General features: G+C 74.1%; 18 protein-coding genes. 7 read left to right on the forward strand and 11 right to left on the reverse strand.

Annotated features, from left to right (window positions below):
• Nucleotides 1–41: 41 nt before the first annotated feature.
• The 6 genes from FB454_RS09835 to FB454_RS09860 all read right to left on the reverse strand — a co-directional run bounded on the left by FB454_RS09835 (nucleotide 42) and on the right by FB454_RS09860 (nucleotide 6,453).
• Nucleotides 42–1,385 carry a phosphatidate cytidylyltransferase gene (locus FB454_RS09835; RefSeq protein ID WP_145822853.1) on the reverse strand — a complete coding sequence of 448 codons (1,344 nt, stop codon included), beginning with the start codon at nucleotides 1,383–1,385 and terminating at the stop codon, nucleotides 42–44.
• A 254-nt stretch (nucleotides 1,386–1,639) separates the two neighbouring features.
• Nucleotides 1,640–2,197, reverse strand: coding sequence for a ribosome recycling factor (frr, locus tag FB454_RS09840; RefSeq protein WP_013284608.1), 558 nt, complete (start codon nucleotides 2,195–2,197; stop codon nucleotides 1,640–1,642).
• An 85-nt stretch (nucleotides 2,198–2,282) separates the two neighbouring features.
• Nucleotides 2,283–3,050, reverse strand: coding sequence for a UMP kinase (pyrH, locus tag FB454_RS09845; protein WP_013284607.1), 768 nt, complete (start codon nucleotides 3,048–3,050; stop codon nucleotides 2,283–2,285).
• A 157-nt stretch (nucleotides 3,051–3,207) separates the two neighbouring features.
• Nucleotides 3,208–4,035 carry a translation elongation factor Ts gene (gene tsf, locus FB454_RS09850; RefSeq protein ID WP_013284606.1) on the reverse strand — a complete coding sequence of 276 codons (828 nt, stop codon included), beginning with the start codon at nucleotides 4,033–4,035 and terminating at the stop codon, nucleotides 3,208–3,210.
• A 128-nt stretch (nucleotides 4,036–4,163) separates the two neighbouring features.
• Complete coding sequence (rpsB, locus tag FB454_RS09855; protein ID WP_013284605.1) at nucleotides 4,164–5,033, reverse strand: 30S ribosomal protein S2; 870 nt, start codon at nucleotides 5,031–5,033, stop codon at nucleotides 4,164–4,166.
• Between the two features lie 355 nt (nucleotides 5,034–5,388).
• Nucleotides 5,389–6,453: a hypothetical protein gene (locus tag FB454_RS09860; RefSeq protein ID WP_013284604.1), complete on the reverse strand. Its 1,065-nt coding sequence runs from the start codon at nucleotides 6,451–6,453 to the stop codon at nucleotides 5,389–5,391.
• Between the two features lie 304 nt (nucleotides 6,454–6,757).
• On the opposite strand from FB454_RS09860, the gene FB454_RS09865 reads away from it, so the two are divergent.
• From FB454_RS09865 to FB454_RS09875, 3 genes are read left to right on the forward strand one after another with little or no spacing between them, the layout of a single operon-like run.
• Nucleotides 6,758–7,117, forward strand: coding sequence for a YraN family protein (locus FB454_RS09865; RefSeq protein ID WP_030269908.1), 360 nt, complete (start codon nucleotides 6,758–6,760; stop codon nucleotides 7,115–7,117).
• A 1-nt stretch (nucleotide 7,118) separates the two neighbouring features.
• Nucleotides 7,119–8,639 (forward strand): YifB family Mg chelatase-like AAA ATPase, encoded by a 1,521-nt coding sequence (locus tag FB454_RS09870; RefSeq protein WP_013474390.1) that lies wholly within the window; start codon nucleotides 7,119–7,121, stop codon nucleotides 8,637–8,639.
• Nucleotides 8,636–9,817, forward strand: a complete 1,182-nt coding sequence (locus FB454_RS09875) for a DNA-processing protein DprA (RefSeq protein ID WP_145753174.1) — start codon at nucleotides 8,636–8,638, stop codon at nucleotides 9,815–9,817. Before FB454_RS09870 ends, FB454_RS09875 begins: the two co-directional genes overlap by 4 nt.
• A gap of 5 nt (nucleotides 9,818–9,822) precedes the next feature.
• On the opposite strand, the gene FB454_RS09880 is transcribed toward FB454_RS09875, so the two are convergent.
• Nucleotides 9,823–10,164, reverse strand: a complete 342-nt coding sequence (locus tag FB454_RS09880; protein WP_013284600.1) for a hypothetical protein — start codon at nucleotides 10,162–10,164, stop codon at nucleotides 9,823–9,825.
• 515 nt (nucleotides 10,165–10,679) lie between these two features.
• On the opposite strand from FB454_RS09880, the gene FB454_RS09885 reads away from it, so the two are divergent.
• A complete protein-coding gene (locus FB454_RS09885) occupies nucleotides 10,680–11,684 on the forward strand; it encodes a tyrosine recombinase XerC (RefSeq protein ID WP_184977848.1) in 1,005 nt (334 codons plus the stop codon).
• Nucleotides 11,685–11,773: 89 nt separating this feature from the next.
• Entirely contained in the window at nucleotides 11,774–12,955 is a 1,182-nt protein-coding gene (locus FB454_RS09890) for an aminotransferase class V-fold PLP-dependent enzyme (protein ID WP_145753178.1), read from the forward strand.
• 13 nt (nucleotides 12,956–12,968) lie between these two features.
• On the opposite strand, the gene FB454_RS09895 is transcribed toward FB454_RS09890, so the two are convergent.
• On the reverse strand, nucleotides 12,969–13,580 hold the full coding sequence (locus FB454_RS09895) for a M23 family metallopeptidase (RefSeq protein ID WP_145753351.1): 612 nt from the start codon (nucleotides 13,578–13,580) through the stop codon (nucleotides 12,969–12,971).
• 210 nt (nucleotides 13,581–13,790) lie between these two features.
• Here FB454_RS09895 and FB454_RS09900 point away from each other — a divergent pair, with 210 nt between their 5' ends.
• Both FB454_RS09900 and FB454_RS09905 read left to right on the forward strand, forming a co-directional pair.
• On the forward strand, nucleotides 13,791–14,450 hold the full coding sequence (locus FB454_RS09900) for a methyltransferase domain-containing protein (protein ID WP_145753180.1): 660 nt from the start codon (nucleotides 13,791–13,793) through the stop codon (nucleotides 14,448–14,450).
• On the forward strand, nucleotides 14,447–15,553 hold the full coding sequence (locus FB454_RS09905; protein WP_145822854.1) for a sulfite oxidase: 1,107 nt from the start codon (nucleotides 14,447–14,449) through the stop codon (nucleotides 15,551–15,553). The genes FB454_RS09900 and FB454_RS09905 overlap by 4 nt, the downstream gene beginning before the upstream one ends.
• Nucleotides 15,554–15,578: 25 nt before the next feature.
• Here the strand turns inward: FB454_RS09905 and FB454_RS09910 are convergent, their stop codons facing one another.
• Genes FB454_RS09910 through FB454_RS09920 form a run of 3 tightly spaced genes read right to left on the reverse strand, consistent with a single transcriptional unit; the run spans nucleotide 15,579 to nucleotide 17,235 of the window.
• Nucleotides 15,579–15,902, reverse strand: coding sequence for a DUF2469 domain-containing protein (locus tag FB454_RS09910; RefSeq protein WP_011905215.1), 324 nt, complete (start codon nucleotides 15,900–15,902; stop codon nucleotides 15,579–15,581).
• Nucleotides 15,899–16,774 carry a ribonuclease HII gene (locus FB454_RS09915; protein WP_047894129.1) on the reverse strand — a complete coding sequence of 292 codons (876 nt, stop codon included), beginning with the start codon at nucleotides 16,772–16,774 and terminating at the stop codon, nucleotides 15,899–15,901. Before FB454_RS09915 ends, FB454_RS09910 begins: the two co-directional genes overlap by 4 nt.
• Nucleotides 16,768–17,235 carry an NUDIX hydrolase gene (locus tag FB454_RS09920; RefSeq protein WP_145753184.1) on the reverse strand — a complete coding sequence of 156 codons (468 nt, stop codon included), beginning with the start codon at nucleotides 17,233–17,235 and terminating at the stop codon, nucleotides 16,768–16,770. Before FB454_RS09920 ends, FB454_RS09915 begins: the two co-directional genes overlap by 7 nt.
• Nucleotides 17,236–17,275 lie beyond the last annotated feature (40 nt).

Consider the following 17,275-nt stretch of genomic DNA (forward strand, 5'->3'; position numbering starts at 1 on the left):
GGCCACCCGGCCCGCAGCGGGTCGCCGCCGTGACGCATGCCTCAGTTCACCACCGGGACGAAGACGGCGAGCAGCAGGTAGGCCACCGGCACGGCGAACAGGATCGAGTCGAGCCGGTCCATCAGGCCGCCGTGCCCGGGCAGCAGGTTGCTCATGTCCTTGACGCCGAGATCCCGCTTGATCATCGACTCGGCCAGGTCACCGAGCACCGCCGAGACCGAGATCGCCATCCCGAACAACGCGCCCCACCAGGGCGCCACGTCGAACAACGCCCACAGCAGCGCCGCGCTGCCCGCCGCCGCTGCGGTCACCGAGCCGGCGAAGCCCTCCCAGGACTTCTTCGGGCTGATCGTGGGCGCCATCGGGTGCTTGCCGAACGACACGCCCGCGGCGTACCCGCCGGTGTCGGAGAGCACCACCGCAGCCAGCGTCACCAGCACCCGCAGGTGCCCGTCACCAGGCGCCGCCGCGAGCATGGCCGCGAATCCGGCGAGGAACGGCACGTACACCGCGATCAGGGTGGCCGCGGTCAGGTCGCGCTGGTAGTTGCCGGGCCCGTCACCGAGCCGCCAGATCATCGTGCCCAGCACCGTGACCAGCAGGCCGAGGCAGAGCGCGTCGGGGCCCGCGTACCAGGCCAGGCCCACTGTGATCACGCCACCGGCGACGAGCGGCGCCAGCGGCGGGTGGGCGCCGCTGCGGCGTACCGCGCGGGCCATCTCCCAGATGCCGATCCCCACAGCGGTCGCCAGCACGGCGAGGAACGCCGGCATGAAGAAGAACAGCGGCACCACGACCGCCGCGCCGAGGGCCACCCCGACGCCGATCGCGGCCGGCAGGTTGCGCCCCGCCCGGGACGTCTTCGGCACGGTGGTCGGCGGACGCTCGGCGCTCGCCCGCCGGCGTCCCGGCCCGCGGCGCCCGGCCGGCGGCTCCGAGGCGGGCTCGTCGCGTACCGCCGGGATCTGCTCGGTGGGCTCGTCGCGCACCGGCGCGATCTGCGCGGTCGGGTACTCGTCGTCGCGGGCGGGCTCACCCCACGGGCCGTCGTGGTCCGGCCCGGCGGGCCGCCCACGGTCGCCGGCCGCCGGTCCGTCGTACCGGCCCGGGCCGTCGTGGTGCCGCGAGGTCGTCGGGTACGGCCCGGCGTAGGTGTCGGACCCGGTGTACGTGTCCGGCGTCGCGTACGTGTCCGGACCGGCATACGGGTCCGGGGCTGCTCCGGGACGCGCGTAGGTGTCCGGCTCGGCGGGGTGGGTGTGCGCGGCCGGGCCGGGCCGCCAGGGGCCGGGCTCCAGATCGGTGTCCGGCCAGGGCAGGGCCGGGGCGGCCGGGCGGTCCCAGCCACGCGACTCGGTGTTGCCGTAGGGGTCGGGGTGGGACATCACGCACCGGCAGCCGGTACGAGAGCCACCACATGACGCAAGACCAAGACCATCCCCTACCGGCGTGAGACTTCCTGTTGACCGACCGACGGCCGGGCGACTCCCGCCGTTCACCCCGTGGTGGTCGGGAATCGTGCCGAGCCTACTGCACCCGCCGCGGCCCCGAGGGTGTGCGCCGCCGGGCACGACGACGGCACCGGGCCGCCGCCCGGGCGGGCGACGGCGGCGCGGTGCCGTGCGAGGTACGCGGGTGCTCAGACTTCGAGCAGCTCGCTCTCCTTGTGCTTGACCAGCTCGTCGACTCCTGCGACGAAGCGCTGGGTCAGGTCGTCCAGCTCCTTCTCCGCGCGCCGGCCCTCGTCCTCGCCGACCTCGCCGTCCTTGACCAGGCGGTCCAGCTCCTCCTTGGCCTTGCGGCGGATGTTGCGGACGGCGACCTTGGCCTCCTCGCCCTTCTGCCGGGCGACCTTGATCATGTCGCGGCGCCGTTCCTCGGTCATCTGCGGCAGGACGATGCGGAGCTGGTTGCCCTCGTTGTTCGGGTTGGCCCCGAGGTCCGAGTCGCGGATCGCCTTCTCCATGGCGCCCAGCTGCGAGTTGTCGTACGGCTTGATGATCACCATGCGCGGCTCGGGCACCGCGATGGACGCCATCTGCGGCAGCGGGGTCGGGCTGCCGTAGTAGTCGATGACGATCCGGGAGAACATGGCGGCGTTGGCGCGTCCGGTACGGATGCCGCCGAACTCCTCCTTGGCGTGCTCGATGGCACGCTCCATCTTCTCCTCCGCCTCGAGGAGGGTGTCGTCGATCACCGGTCTCCTCGCCTCCTTCTGTCGCTCGTCGTGTGTGGTGCGGGTGCTGCCGTGGCAGAGGGACCGCTGCCGGCCGGCGGGCCGGTCAGGCGGTGATCAGGGTGCCGATCTTCTCGCCGCCGACGGCCCGGACGATGGTGTCGTCGCCCTGGGCGCCGAAGACCAGCATCGGCAGGCCGTTCTCCATGCAGAGGCTGAACGCGGCGGCGTCGGCCACCCGCAGGTTACGGCGCAGCACCTCGGAGAAGGTGATGGAGTCGAGCTTGCTCGCGGTCGGGTCGATCCGGGGGTCGGCGGTGTAGACCGCGTCCACGCCGTTCTTGCTCATCAGCACCACGTCCGCGCGGATCTCCAGCGCCCGCTGGGCGGCCACCGTGTCGGTGGAGAAGTACGGCATGCCGGCGCCGGCACCGAAGATGACCACGCGGCCCTTCTCCAGGTGGCGGATCGCGCGCAGCGGGATGTACGGCTCGGCGACCTGGGCCATCGTGATGGCGCTCTGCACCCGGGTCTCGATGCCCTCCTTCTCCAGGAAGTCCTGGAGGGCCAGGCAGTTCATGACCGTGCCGAGCATGCCCATGTAGTCGGCGCGGGCGCGGTCCATGCCGCGCTTCTGCAGCTCGGCGCCGCGGAAGAAGTTGCCGCCGCCGACCACCACCGACACCTGCACGCCGCGGCGTACCACTGTGGCGATCTGGCGGGCGATGCCCTGCACGACGTCGGGGTCGACGCCGATCGCGCCGCCGCCGAAGACCTCACCGGAGAGCTTCAGCACCACCCGGCGGGACCGACCGGGCGGAGGGGCGGTCGGGTCCTCCGCCGCCAGGCTCCGGTCACTCACAACCTGCGTCATCCGCCCCGCCCCTTCTCCCCGCGCATCGCGCGAGCGTCGCGTACGTGCCCCTGCCGACCCTATGTGACGAGGAGGCCGCGGTGCCTGTCGCGTACACCGGCGGCCTCCTCGTCGACGTTGTCCCCTGTGCCCGGGCCGGACGGCCCGGTGCGGCGGCTCAGGCCTGGCCGACCTCGAACCGCAGGAAGCGGGTCACCTCGATGCCGGCGTCGGCCAGCACCTGCTTGACGGTCTTCTTGTTGTCGGCGACCGACGACTGCTCCAGCAGGACGAAGTCCTTGAAGAAGGCGTTGACCCGGCCCTCGACGATCTTCGGCAGCGCCGCCTCGGGCTTGTTCTCCTCGCGGGCGGTCTGCTCGGCGATGCGCCGCTCGGACTCGACGGTCTCGGCCGGCACCTCGTCGCGGGTGAGGTACTTCGGCCGCATCGCGGCGATCTGCATGGCCACGGCGCGCGCGTCGGCGTCCGCCGCCTCGTCCGACTTGCCGGTGAACTCGACCAGCACGCCGACCGCCGGGGGCAGATCCTGGCTCTTGCGGTGCATGTAGACCGCGGTGGTGCCGTCCAGCTTGGCGAAGCGGTTGAGCACCAGCTTCTCGCCGATCTTGGCGGACTGCTCCTGGATCAGGTCGGCCACGCTCTTGCCGTCGATGCTGCTGGCGAGCAGCTCCTCGGCGTTGGTGGCGCCGCTGGCCACGCCGTGCTCGACCAGCTGCTGGGCCAGCGCGATGAAGGCGTCGTTCTTGGCGACGAAGTCGGTCTCGCAGTTGAGCTCGAGCAGCGCCTGGCCGGAGTGGGCGATCAGGCCGTTGGCGGCGGTGCGCCCGGCCCGCTTGCCGACGTCCTTGGCGCCCTTGACGCGCAGGATCTCGACGGCCTTGTCGAAGTCGCCCTCGGCCTCGGTCAGCGCCTTCTTGGAGTCCATCATGCCGGCGCCGGTGAGGTCGCGGAGCTTCTTGACGTCCGCGGCGGTGAAGTTGGACATGACTCTCTCTTCGGTGTCAGTGAGGTGGTCTGGGGTGCTGGTTACCCGGTTCCGGGCCGGTTCTGCCCGGCGTACCCGTCACGCCCCCACCGCCGGGAATCGCCGACGGTGGGGACGCGACGGCGAGATCACTCCGCGGAGGCGGTCGCCGGCTGCTCGGCGGCAGGCGCGGCCGGCTCGGCGGCGGCGGCGGGCTGCTCGTCGGCCTTCTTCGGCTCCTCGAGCAGCTCGCGCTCCCACTCGGCCAGCGGCTCGTCCGCGCCGACCTGGCCGGCCTCAGGCTTCTCGTCCGCGCCCCGGTTGCGGCCGGAACGGGCGATCAGACCGTCGGCGACGGCGGCGGCCACGACCTTGGTCAGCAGCTCGGCCGAGCGGATGGCGTCGTCGTTGCCCGGGATCGGGAAGTCGACCTCGTCCGGGTCGCAGTTGGTGTCGAGCACCGCGATCACCGGGATGCCCAGCTTGCGGGCCTCGTCGACGGCGATGTGCTCCTTCTTGGTGTCGACGATCCACACCGCGGCCGGGAGCTTCTGCATGTCCCGCAGACCACCGAGGGTCTTGGTGAGCTTGATCTTCTCGCGGGAGAGCTGGAGCGTCTCCTTCTTGGTGTAACCGGCGGCGGTGCCGCTCAGGTCACCCAGGGCCTCCAGCTCCTTCATCCGCTGCAGCCGCTTGTACACGGTCTGGAAGTTGGTCAGCATGCCACCGAGCCAGCGGTGGTTGACGTACGGCTGGCCGACCCGGGTCGCCTGCTCGGCGATGGCCTCCTGGGCCTGCTTCTTGGTGCCGACGAACAGGATGCTGCCGCCACCGGCGACGGTGGTGCGGACGAACTCGTACGCCTTCTCGATGTAGTCGAGCGTCTGGCGCAGGTCGATGATGTAGATACCGTTGCGCTCGGTGAAGATGAAGCGCTTCATCTTCGGGTTCCAGCGGCGGGTCTGGTGCCCGAAGTGCACACCGCTTTCCAGCAGCTGACGCATGGTCACGACGGCCATGGTGGGTTACTCCTACGTTGTCCCTGGTTGTCCGTCCAGCCGGCGGCCGGACGCCTGGCGCCCGATCGCCGGCCAGGGTGGGCCCGATACGTCAGACCGGGACCAGGGAGGCCGTCGCCCCACGGAGGAGACCGTGGAGAGGGCACGCGAGGTCGACCGCACGAGGCGGTCGCCAGTCGACCAGTGTACGCGCCCTCTCCGCTGTACGACCTCCGGGTGCGGAGGCCGGCCTGATCGACTCCAGGTGCGCCTTGATCGGCCCCAGGAGCGCCTTGATCGACTCCAGGACGGCGAAGTGGCGGCGTCACCCTGTCGGTGACACCGCCACTCCGGCGTACCGGGGTCGGGCCGCGTCTCAGCCCGCCGCGAGGGCGGCGGCGAGGAACAGCACCAGCCCGACGGTCAGGTACGCCGTCGGCGGGCGCAGCCAGCCCCGGCTGCCGTCGGCCAGCGCCAGCCCGCCGGTGCGCAGCCCGTACAGGCCGGTGCCGAAGATCGGCAGGCCGACCACCAGGAAGATGCCCACCACCACGTGCGACGTCGACACCGGGTCGCCGAACAGGCCGTGCAGCAACACCCGTACCGCCGGCACCTCCAGCACCAGCACCATCACCGCCAGCAGCACCGCCAGCGCGGGGCGCCGGGTCCGGTAGACGCCGTCACCGGGCGGCGGCCCGTCCGGACGCGGCAGCACCGCGGGCATCGGGCCGGTCGGCATCTCCAGCGGATTCGGGGTCGCGGCCGGCTGGGCCGGGCCGCCCGGACGCTCACCGATCCGCAGCGGGGTGGCCTCACCGGGGTTCAGCCGCGCCGCGGCGGTCGCCTCGGCTCCGCCGTCCGCGCCCGCGGTACCAGGCGCCGCCTCGACGACCGGGTAGCCGCCGATCGGGCTGAGTCGGGGTTTGTCGACGCCGCCGACAGCGCTGCGGGCGTCGACGCCGGCGCCACCGGCCGGGTCGCTGCCGTGGGCGATGAGGCCGTACGGGTCGGTGCCCGCCGGGGCCGCGCCGGTCAGCGGGGCGGTCGCCGGCGTACCGAGCGTGCTCGACAGCGGGTTGCCGTGCGCGGCGGTGCCGAGCGCGTCGACGCCGCTGCGGGACACCGCGCCGAGCGGGTCGGCCGCCGACTCGCGTGCCGCGCGACGGCCGGCGCGCGATCCGGGCAGCTCACCGGAGACCTCCGGGTCGTCCGGACGCTGCGACCGCCAGCTGCTCGTGTCGTCCACCAGCGGATCGGCGGCGGAGTACCGGCCCGGCTCGGCGTACCGGTTCTCACCGGCGCGCTGCTCGGGCGTGCGGTAGTCGTCGTCGCGGTAGCGGGGCTCGCCCGCGGCGCGCCAGTCCGACTCGTATCCCCGGTCGCCCCATCGCGACCCCTGCTCATCCTCGGAGTAGCTCCGTCGTCCGTCCACGACCGGCACGGTATGCGACGGGCACCAGCCGCGCCATTCGGGTCTCCTGGGGATCGGCCCAGGTCAGCACCGATGTCGCCGGGTCGCCAACGAGACACGGTCAGTAGCCGTAGGGCGTGAACGTCGGCGCGACGTCCGGGTACGGGAAGTCGTCGGGGAAGGCGGGCACCACCCACTCGCGGTTCAGCACGGCGACCAGGCTCCGTAGCAGATCGGGCCCATGATCGTCGTTCCGTCCACAAGCCCACCCCTGTCCACAGGCAACCGATCCGCGTCCCCCGCGACAGTGGCCTCCGGTCGCATCCTGGCCGGCATGACGAACCGGAACCGAGCCGTCGGGGCGTACGGCGAGCGGTGCGCGCTACGGCACCTGATCGAGACGGGCCTGCGCCCGGTCGCCCGAAACTGGCGCTGCCCCGAGGGAGAGATCGACATCATCGCCTGGGAGGGTCCGGTCCTCGCCATCTGCGAGGTCAAGACCCGCCGGAGCGAGCAGTTCGGCTCCCCCGCCGAGGCCGTCGTGCGGGCCAAGGCCCGCCGGCTGCGCGGCCTGGCCGCCCGCTGGCTCGCCGAGACCGGCACCACCGCCGCCGAGGTCCGCTTCGACGTGCTCTCCGTCCGGCTCCCGCTCACCGGCCCCGCCCGCGTCGAGCACCTCCGCGGCGCGTTCTGACATGGGGTACGCGAAGGTGCTGAGCGTCGGCCTGGCCGGAGTCGCCGGGCATCTCGTCGAGGTCGAGGCCGACCTGGCTCCCGGACTGCCCGCGGTGATCATCTCCGGTCTGCCGGACACCGCGTTGCACGAGGCGCGCGACCGGGTCCGCGCCGCGATCGTCAACTCAGGCCAGAAGTGGCCCAACCGCCGCATCACGCTCAACCTGCTCCCCGCCACCCTGCCGAAGTACGGCTCGGCGTTCGACCTCGCCATCGCGCTCGCCGTCCTGGCCGGCTCGGGCGAACTGCCACCGGTCGCCCTGGACGCCACAGTCGTGCTCGGCGAACTCGGCCTCGACGGCGCGGTACGCCCCGTCCGCGGCACGCTGCCGATGGTCGCCGCCGCCGCCCGCGCCGGGCACACCCGCGTCGTCGTACCCGCCGGCAACGCCGCCGAGGCGGCAGTCATCCCGGGCGTACGCGTGCACGCGGTCGACACGCTGCACCGGCTCGTCGCCCACGTCCGCGACGGCAGTCCGCTGCTCGCCCCACCCGCCCACGTCCCGGCCTGCGGCCCGGCCGGGCCCGACCTGGTCGACGTGGCCGGGCAGCCGCTCGGGCGGCGTGCCCTGGAGATCGCCGCCGCGGGGGGCCACCACCTCGCACTGTTCGGTCCACCCGGCGCCGGCAAGACCATGCTCGCCGAACGGCTGCCGTCGATCCTGCCCGAACTGGACGACGAGGCAGCCCTGGAGGTGACGGCGCTGCACTCGATCGCCGGCCTGCTGCCACCCGGTGGCGGGCTGCTGCGCCGTCCCCCGCTCCAGGCGCCGCACCACACCGCCACGGTGCCCGCGCTCGTCGGAGGCGGTTCCGGGCTGGCCCGGCCCGGCGCGGTGTCGCTCGCCCACCGTGGGGTCCTGTTCCTGGACGAGGCGCCCGAGTTCAGCAAGGGTGCGCTGGAGGCGTTGCGGCAGCCGCTGGAGAGCGGCCGGGTGCGGGTGGCGCGTACCCGGGGCGCCACCGAGTACCCGGCCCGCACCCAACTGGTGCTGGCGGCCAACCCCTGTCCGTGCGCGAAGCCCTCCGGCGACGTCGACTGCGAGTGCCCGCCCCTGGCCCGGCGACGCTACCTGGGACGGTTGTCGGGTCCGCTGCTCGACCGGGTGGACGTACAGGTCCGGTTGACTGCGGTACGCGCGGCGGAGCTGCTGAGCACCGACGCCGCGCACGAGTCCTCGGCCACCGTCGCCGCCCGGGTCGTCGCCGCGCGGCACGCCGCCGCCGATCGCTGGGCGGCCACCGGGCATCGGGTGAACGCCGACGTCCCCGGCCCGTACCTGCGCCGGCCGCCGTGGCACCTGCCGGCCCGGGTCACCACGGATCTGCGCCGCCGGCTCGACACCGGATCGCTGTCCGCGCGCGGCTACGACCGCGTACTCCGTCTCGCCTGGACCATCGCGGACCTGGACGGGCGGGACCGGCCCGGCCACGACGACGTGGCGGAGGCCATCCAGCTCAGGACCGGGGAGGTCGCGTGAGCGCCGACGACCGCCGGCTGGCGCGGGTCGCGCTCACCTGGCTCGCCGAGCCCGGCACCCGGTCGGTGTACGCACTGGTCGAGCGGCTCGGCCCGGTCGCCGCACTCGACCTGCTGCTGTCCGGCGGGGCGCCGGAGCGGACACTGCGGTCGGCCGTCGCGGCGCGCGGCGCCGCCGGTGACGCCCGGACGGTCGCCGCCGACGCGCTGGCCCGCGGCGAACGGCTCGGCGCCCGCCTGGTCACCCCGGAGGACGACGAGTGGCCGGCTCAGGTCGGCGACCTGCGCCGGCTGGCGCTCTCCGGTGCCACCCGGCGGGTCGACGTGGAGACCGATCCGCCGCTCTGTTTCTGGGTACGCGGAGCGTGGCCGCTCGGCGAGGTGCTGGCGCGCTCGGTGGCGGTGGTCGGCGCCCGGGCGGCCACCCCCTACGGCGCGCACATCGCCACCGAGCTGGGCTACGGCCTGGCCGACCGGGAGTGGACAGTCGTGTCCGGTGGGGCGTTCGGCATCGACGCCGCCGCACATCGCGGGGCGCTGACAGCGGGCGGGCGCACCGTCGCCGTGCTCGCCTGCGGCGTGGACCGCCCGTACCCGATGGGCAACGCCGCGCTGTTCGACCGGATCGCCGAGACCGGCCTGCTGGTGAGCGAGTGGATTCCCGGGGCGGAGCCGTTGCGGCCACGGTTCCTCATCCGCAACCGGGTCATAGCGGCGGCGACGAACGGCACTGTCCTCGTCGAGGCCGCCGCGCGCAGCGGCGCGACCCAGACGCTCAACCGGGCGCTCGGCCTGCGCCGGCCGGCGATGGTGGTGCCGGGGCCGGTGACCTCAGCGATGTCGGTCGGCGGGCACGAGGTGCTGCGGGAGCGGCCGGAGGCGCGGCTGGTCACCAACGTCGCGCACGTGCTGGAGGAGGTGGGGCGGATCGGGTACGACCTGGCGCCGCCCGCCCGGGCCCCCGAGCGTCCTCGGGACCGGCTCGACGAGGAGGCCACCCAGGTGCTGGAGGCGCTACCCCGCCGCCGAACGCTCGACCTGGAGAGCGTCGCGGCGCGCGCAGGGGTGGACCTGCGCACCGCCATGCGCAAGCTGTCCATGCTGGAGGAACTGGCGATGGTGGTACGCCGTGACGACGGCTACGCGCTCGCACCGCCACCACCGGTCGCCCGCTCGTGAGCGGGTCAGTCGCCCTCGAACCGGATCTCGGCGTCAAGGCGCTCCGCACATCGGCGGACGAGCCGGGCCAGCCGGTGGACGTGGTCGACCTCGGCCGGCGCCCCGGCCACCTCGGCGAGGCACCGCAGCTCGGCGAGCAGTTGCGGCATCCGCTCGGCGCTCACGGTCAGCTCGCCGAGCGGGTCGACGCGATCCAGCAGCGGGGTCCGGCCACCGCCGCGGACACGCTTGAGCAGGTCGAGCAGCACGTCCTGCGGGTCCGCCACGACTTCGATCGAGACGTACGCGGGCCGCCTACGACCGTTGCCCGCCGATATCTGCCGGTAGAGGACGGCGTCCACTCCCACTCTCGGCCTCCTCGTACCGGCGCCACCGTCACGGGGACGCGTTCGCCTGATCGCGGCCGGATCGACCCTCCGTCGGGGCCGGCTCGGCCACGCTGCCCGCCGGTCGCCGCACCGGAGTGTGCCGCAGCATGAGTTTCCCCTGTCCAGACCGGCTTCTGCCACCCCGCTCAGCGCGTCGGCACCTATCCCACGCCGGAAGGACCCGGCCGACGTGGCGGACGGCACAACCCACGGGCGACGGGCCGGCACCGCGAAGGCCGAAGCGACGGCCGGACCGGCACGGCGGCCAGGCGACTCCACGGCGGGGAACGGGGCGGGGTGGGGCGGCCGGGCGACTGAACGGCGAGGGCGGTGTGGCGTCGGGCGGCACGGCGCACGGCAGCGCTCCGGCCTTACGCTGGGGCGGTGATCGCCGGCCGCCTCCCCCGCCGCGACCCCGTACGCCTGGGTCGGGTGCCGCAGTGAGCAAGCGGCAGCGCGGCACCCGGGAGGCGCACGAGGAACTGCCCGCCTCGATGCGCGAGGCGGTGGACGACTTCGCCGACCACCTGTCGCGGGTGCGCAACCGCTCCGTCCACACCGTCCGGGCCTACGTCACGGATCTGGTGTCGCTGCTGGACCACGCCGTCCGGATGGGCTGCGCCGAACTGCCGGAGCTGGACCTCGCCGTGGTGCGCAGCTGGCTGGCGAAGCAGCGGACCATGGGCGCGGCCCGGACGACGATGGCGCGGCGCGCCGCCGCGGCCCGGACGTTCAGCGCCTGGGCGCACCGGACCGGCCTGCTCGCCGACGACGTGGCCGCGCCGCTGGCCAGCCCTCGGGCCCGGCGGGAACTGCCCACCGTGCTGCGGGCCGACCAGGCCGCCGCTCTGGTGGAGGCCCCGTCGCGGCAGCGCCGGAGCCCGCCCGGGGCCGACCGCTCGACGGTCCACCCCGAGGGCACCGGGCTCGGACGCGACCACGGAACGGCCGCCGAACCGGCATCCGGCGAACCGGCCGGCGACGGACCGCCCGACGCGGTGCTGCTGCGCGACCGGCTGCTGCTGGAACTGCTCTACGGCACCGGGGTACGCATCAGCGAGGCGTGCGGCCTGGACGTCAGCGACGTCGACCAGGCTCGCCGGGTGGTACGCGTGCTGGGCAAGGGCGGGCGGGAGCGGGCGGTGCCCTACGGGGTGCCGGCCCAGCGGGCCCTTGACGCCTGGCTGCGCGACGGCCGGCCCGCACTGCTGGCCCCGGGCTCGGGCCGGGCGCTTCTGCTCGGGGCGCGGGGTGGACGGCTCAACCCGACCACCGCGCGACGGATCGTGTCCGGCTGGGCCGGTGCCGCCGGGGTACCGCGGGTGACGCCGCACGGGCTGCGCCACTCGGCAGCGACGCACCTGCTCGAAGGGGGCGCGGACCTGCGCGCCGTGCAGGAGTTGCTAGGGCACTCGTCGCTCGCCAGCACCCAGATCTACACGCACGTCTCGGTCGAGCGGCTCCGCGCCGCGTACCGGCAGGCGCACCCCCGCGCCTGACCGCCGAGAGCGCGCAGGCAGCGTCGGTGGCACCGGTCAGCGGGCGGAATCCGGCCGGCGCATGATCCATCTCGGGCTAGGATCGACTGATGACGGTGCCGCAGCCACCCGAGCCGATTCCCGGGGCTCGGCTGCTCTTCTCCCTCGATCCCTCCGTCAGTCACCTCAACCACGGATCGTTCGGCGCCGTACCGATCGCCGTGCAACGCGCCCAGCAGCGCCTGCGCGACGAGATGGAGGCCAACCCGCTGCGGTTCTTCACGCAGGGCCTGGTCGACCGGATCGCCCACGCCCGGCGGCACCTGGCCACGTTCCTCGGCGCCGACCCGGAGGGCACCACGCTCGTCGGCAACGCCACCACTGGCGCGGCCGTGGTGTTGCAGTCGCTGGCGCTGCGCCCGGGCGACGAGATCGTGACCACCGACCACGGGTACGGGGCGGTGGCGCTGTCGATCGCCAGGGAGTGCGGCCGCACCGGGGCGGTGCACCGCACCCTGCCGGTGCCGTTGACCGCCACCGACGAGGAGGTGGTGGAGATCCTCCGCAACGGGCTGCGCCCCGGGCGTACCAGGCTGCTGATCGTGGACCAGCTCACCTCCCCGACCGCCCGGCTGTTCCCCACCGCGGCGATCGTCGCGGTGGCCCGGGAGCAGGGCGTGCCGGTGCTGGTGGACGCCGCGCACGCACCGGGCATGCTGCCGGCCACCGTCGCCTCGGTCGGCGCCGACTTCTGGGTCGGCAACCTGCACAAATGGGCGTACGCGCCGCGGGGCACCGCCGTGCTCGTGGTGGCCCCGCAGTGGCGGGAGAAGATCCAGCCGCTCGTCGTCTCGTGGGAGCAGGACAGCGGCTTCCCGGTTCGTGTCGAGTGGCAGGCGACGCTCGACTACACCGGTTGGCTGGCCGCCCCGGTGGGCCTGTTCACGTTGCGCAGCCTCGGCGTGGACCGGGTACGCGCGCACAACGCGGCGCTGGCCGCGTACGGGCAACGGGTCGTCGGGGACGCGCTCGGTGTGGCGCCCGAGCGGCTGCCGGAGCCCGGCGGACCGGCGGTCGCCATGCGGCTCGTGCCGCTGCCGCCCGGTGTCGCGACGACGCTGGACGCGGCCCGGGAGCTGCGGGCCCGGATCGCGGACCGGCTCTCCGCCGAGGTGTCGATCGCCGGCTGGAACGGGCGCGGCTACCTGCGGTTGTGCGGCCAGGTCTACAACACCCCCGACGAGTACGACCGGCTGGCCGTCCGGCTGCCCACGCTGCTCGCCCAGGGCTGAGCAACACACCCGATCACCCGGCGGGGACGGGGTGCAGCGGCAGCAACCGAACGCGACCGAGCCCGAGCAGGGCCAGCGGATCGAGGTACTCCGCGTCGCGTCGCAGTCCCCAGTGCAGGCAGGCCGCCTCGGCGCAGCCCCGATGCCCGGCGAGCAGGTCGCCGACCGGCGTGCCGGCGTCCACAGGGGTACCGGCGGTGAGCCGGGAGCGGACCGGTTCGTATGTGGTGCGCAGCCCGTCGGAATGGCCGACGGTGAGCACCGGCCGGCCGGCGACGGTGCCGGCGAACAGGACGGTCCCGGCGCCGGCCGCCAGCACCGGCACACCCGGCTCGGCGGCGAGGTCGACGCCCCGGTGCCCGGACAGCCAGGGCTGCGGCGGCGGGTCGAAGCGCCGCACCACCCGGGGCGCGCCCGGCAGCGGCCACCGGAACGGCCCGGCAGGCGCACCCCGAAGTCCCGCAGCCGAGCCGCCCGCCGCCGAAGCACCAGGAGCCGGGGCACCCGCTGATGCGGAACCATCCGGCCCACGCGCGGGTGCAGCCGGAGACGGCCCGACCGCGAGCGAGTAGACCCCGACCCGGGACGACAACGGCGACGGCCCGGCCGAGGACGACGGCACCATGGCCCGGGGCGGCGCGAGGGCGCCCGGCAGGCAGACGACGAGGAACAACACCACGGCGTAAGAGATCGAGGAACGCACGCCGACCACCCTGCCCACCCCGGGCACCCTCCCGCGCACCCCACCCGCCGGCCCTGTGGACGACGCTCCGACTGTGGACGAGCGCCGAAATCGGGGCCGATCTGCTACGGCCCGGACGCCTATGCTGGCCGGGTGACGAAGGACTGGTACGCCTGGCACAGCGACTACGACCAGCCCGAGTCCGCACTGGCCCGGCGACTCGCCGAGGTGCGGCAGCGTGTGGCCGACGCGCTGGACGCGGCGCCGCCCGGCCCGCTGCGCGCGTTGAGCCTCTGCGCGGGTCAGGGCCGCGACCTGATCCCGGTGCTGGCCGCCCATCCCCGGGGCGGCGACGTGACCGCCCGCCTGGTCGAACTGGATCCACGCAACGCCGACCTGGCCCGCCGGGCGGCCGCCGACGCGGGGCTCACCGGCGTGGAGGTGGTGACCGGGGACGCCTCGCTGACCGACCGCTACGCTGACCTGGCCCCGGCGGATCTGGTGCTGGCCTGCGGCATCTTCGGCAACATCACCGACGACGACATCCGGGCCACTGTGCGGCACTGCGCCTCGCTCTGCGCCACAGGCGGCACGGTGCTGTGGACGCGGCACCGGCGCGAGCCGGACCTGGTGCCGGTCATCTGCGAGTGGTTCGCCGAGGAGGGCTTCGAGCCGGTGGCGGTGAACAGCCCGGCCGACGGTGTGGGCGTCGGCGCGCACCGCTTCACCGGCACGCCCCGCCCGCTGGCGGCGGGGGCGCGGATGTTCACGTTCGTGGGCTACGACGTGCTGGAGCGGACGGAGCAGTCATGACCACTGTGGACGACGTCAGCCGGCCCTCCCGGGTGGCCGGGCCGGACGAGGCGATCAGTGCCGAGGAGCTTCAGCTCGCCGCGCGTAACCACGGCATCCCGCTGGAGGCGCTGCGGTACGACGTGACCCCGGCGGGCCTGCACTATCTGCTCATCCACTACGACATCCCGGACGTCGACCCGGCCGCGTACGCGCTGAGCGTGTCCGGCGCGGTCGAGCGTCCACTTCGCTTGGACCTGGCGGCGCTGCGCGACCGGCCCCGGGTGACCCACAGCGTCACGCTGGAGTGCGCCGGCAACGGCCGGGCGCTGCTGCATCCCCGGCCGGTCAGCCAGCCGTGGCTGGTGGAGGCGGTGGGCAACGCCGAGTGGACCGGTACGCCGCTGGCGCCGCTGCTGCGCGAGGCCGGCCTGTCCGGCGACGCGGTGGACGTGGTGTTCACCGGCGCGGACCACGGGGTGGATCGCGGTGTCGAGCAGGACTACCAGCGGGCGCTGCCGGTGGCCGACGCGCTGCGCGAGGAGGTGCTGCTGGCGTACGAGATGAACGGCGCTCCCCTGCTGCCGCAGCACGGCGCGCCGCTGCGCCTGATCGTGCCCGGCTGGTACGGCATGGCGCACGTGAAGTGGCTGCGCGACATCACTGTGACGACCGAGCCGTTCGACGGCTACCAGAACGCGGTGGCCTACCGGCTGCGGCGCGACGCCGACGACCCGGGCGTGCCGGTGACCCGGATCGAGCCGCGTGCACTGGTGCGTCCGCCCGGGTTCCCGGACTTCATGTCCCGCACCCGGGTGCTGCGGCCCGGACCGTGCACTCTGGACGGCCGGGCCTGGTCCGGCCACGCGCCGGTGACCTCGGTCGAGGTGACGGTGGACGGCGGTGAGACGTGGACACCGGCGGTCCTGGACGAGCCGGCCGGGGGCGAGTGGGCGTGGCGCCGGTGGTCGGTCAGGTGGACGGCGACGCCGGGGCGGTACGTGCTCGGCGCCCGGGCGACCGACGCGTCGGGGCGTACCCAGCCGGTCGAGCAGCCGTGGAACCGGGGCGGGTTCGCGAACAACCTGGTGCAGCGGGTCGAGGTGGTCGTGCCGGCGGAGTGATCCGAGGGCGTTCAGCCGCCCGTGGTCAGCTCCCGAATCCGGAATCTGCGGGAAGCGAGATGTCGGGCTTTTCGAGCTCTTCCACATTGACGTCCTTGAACGTCATCACTCGAACATTCTTGACGAAACGGGCAGGCCGGTACATGTCCCACACCCAGGCGTCGTGCATCTCGACCTCGAAGTAGACCTCGCCGTCGGAGTTGCGCACGTGCAGGTCGACCTGGTTGGCCAGGTAGAAACGGCGCTCGGTCTCCACCACGTAGGAGAACTGGCGGACGATGTCCCGGTACTCCCGGTAGAGCTGCAGCTCCATCTCGGTCTCGTACTTCTCGAGATCTTCCGCGCTCATCGCACTCCGCCTTCCATGACCACATCTTCCCCCACCGACGCCGGAGGTCGCGGCTGCTCGCCCAACGCCACGCCGACGGTACCCCCTGACGCGCCGCAGTGCCCCATCGGCTCGTCCGGGCGGCCGGCGAACGCTCCGGGCCCGAGACCCGGCAGCCCGGCCGCGGGCTCGGGCCGCGCCGCGTCGGCGCCCGCCGGGCGGCGGGCGCGGGGAGGCCGGCCGTCCCGTCCGGAGACGGCGGCCACGTTCACGTACGAGAAGCGGTGTTCCCGGCAGGGCCCGAGCGCGCGCAGGGCGGCGCTGTGCTCGGCGGTGATGTAGCCCTTGTGCTCGGCGAAGCCGTAGCCGGGGAACCGCCCGTCCAGTTCCACCATGATCCGGTCCCGGGTGACCTTCGCGAGCACGCTCGCCGCCGCCACACACGCGGCCACCCGGTCGCCCTTCCAGACCGCCAGGCCCGGCACGTCCAGCCCGTCGACGCCGAAGCCGTCGGTCAGCACGTACTCGGGGCGGGTGGTGAGCGAGGCGAGCGCCCGGCGCATCGCAGCGAGATTGCACACGTGCAGCCCGCGGGCGTCGACCTCCTCGGCCGGGATGACCACCACGGCGTACGCCAGGGCCCGCGCCACCACCTCGTCGTGGACGCGCTCGCGTGCGGCGGGGGTGAGCAGCTTCGAGTCGGCCAGCTCGTCGATCTCGCCGCGCCGGCCCTCGGGCAGGATCGCGGCGGCGGCCACCAGCGGCCCGGCGCAGGCGCCCCGGCCGGCCTCGTCGGCGCCCGCCACGTGCCGGAAGCCACGCCGTTGCAGGGCGCGCTCCAGCGCGTAGAGGCCGCCGTCGCGGCGGACCACGGTGCGCGGCGGGGTCAGCATGCGCCGCCTCCGGCCAGCACGGCGCCGAGCCGGCCGGGCAGGTCCGGCGGGTAGTAGCGCTCGGCGGTGGCGGCCAGCTCGGCGACCGGCCACCAGCGGTGCCCGTGCACGCTCGCCCATTCGACGTCGTTGAAGCCGGTCGTGTCGACGTCCCAGCCCGTCACCCGGACCAGGTAGAACTGCTGGTCCTGGCGGTACCACACGCCGTCGAACGGGAACTCGACGGTCTCCGACCAGACCGGCGCGCCCAGTTCGGCCGGGGCCAGCCGCAGGCCGGTCTCCTCGGCCAGCTCCCGGGCGGCGCCGTCGGCCGGGGACTCCCCCGGGTCGAGCCCGCCGCCGGGGGTGAACCAGTAGCGGTGACCCGGCCGGGCCGGATCACTGCCCTCGAAGAGCAGCACCCGGTCGGACGCGTCGACCAGCAGCACCCGGGCCGCGCGACGAGGGGTGTAGACGGTCACCGCACCAGCCTGCCAGACGCCTGCGACGAACGACCACGCC

The organism is Micromonospora sp. CNZ297, assembly GCF_007827625.1.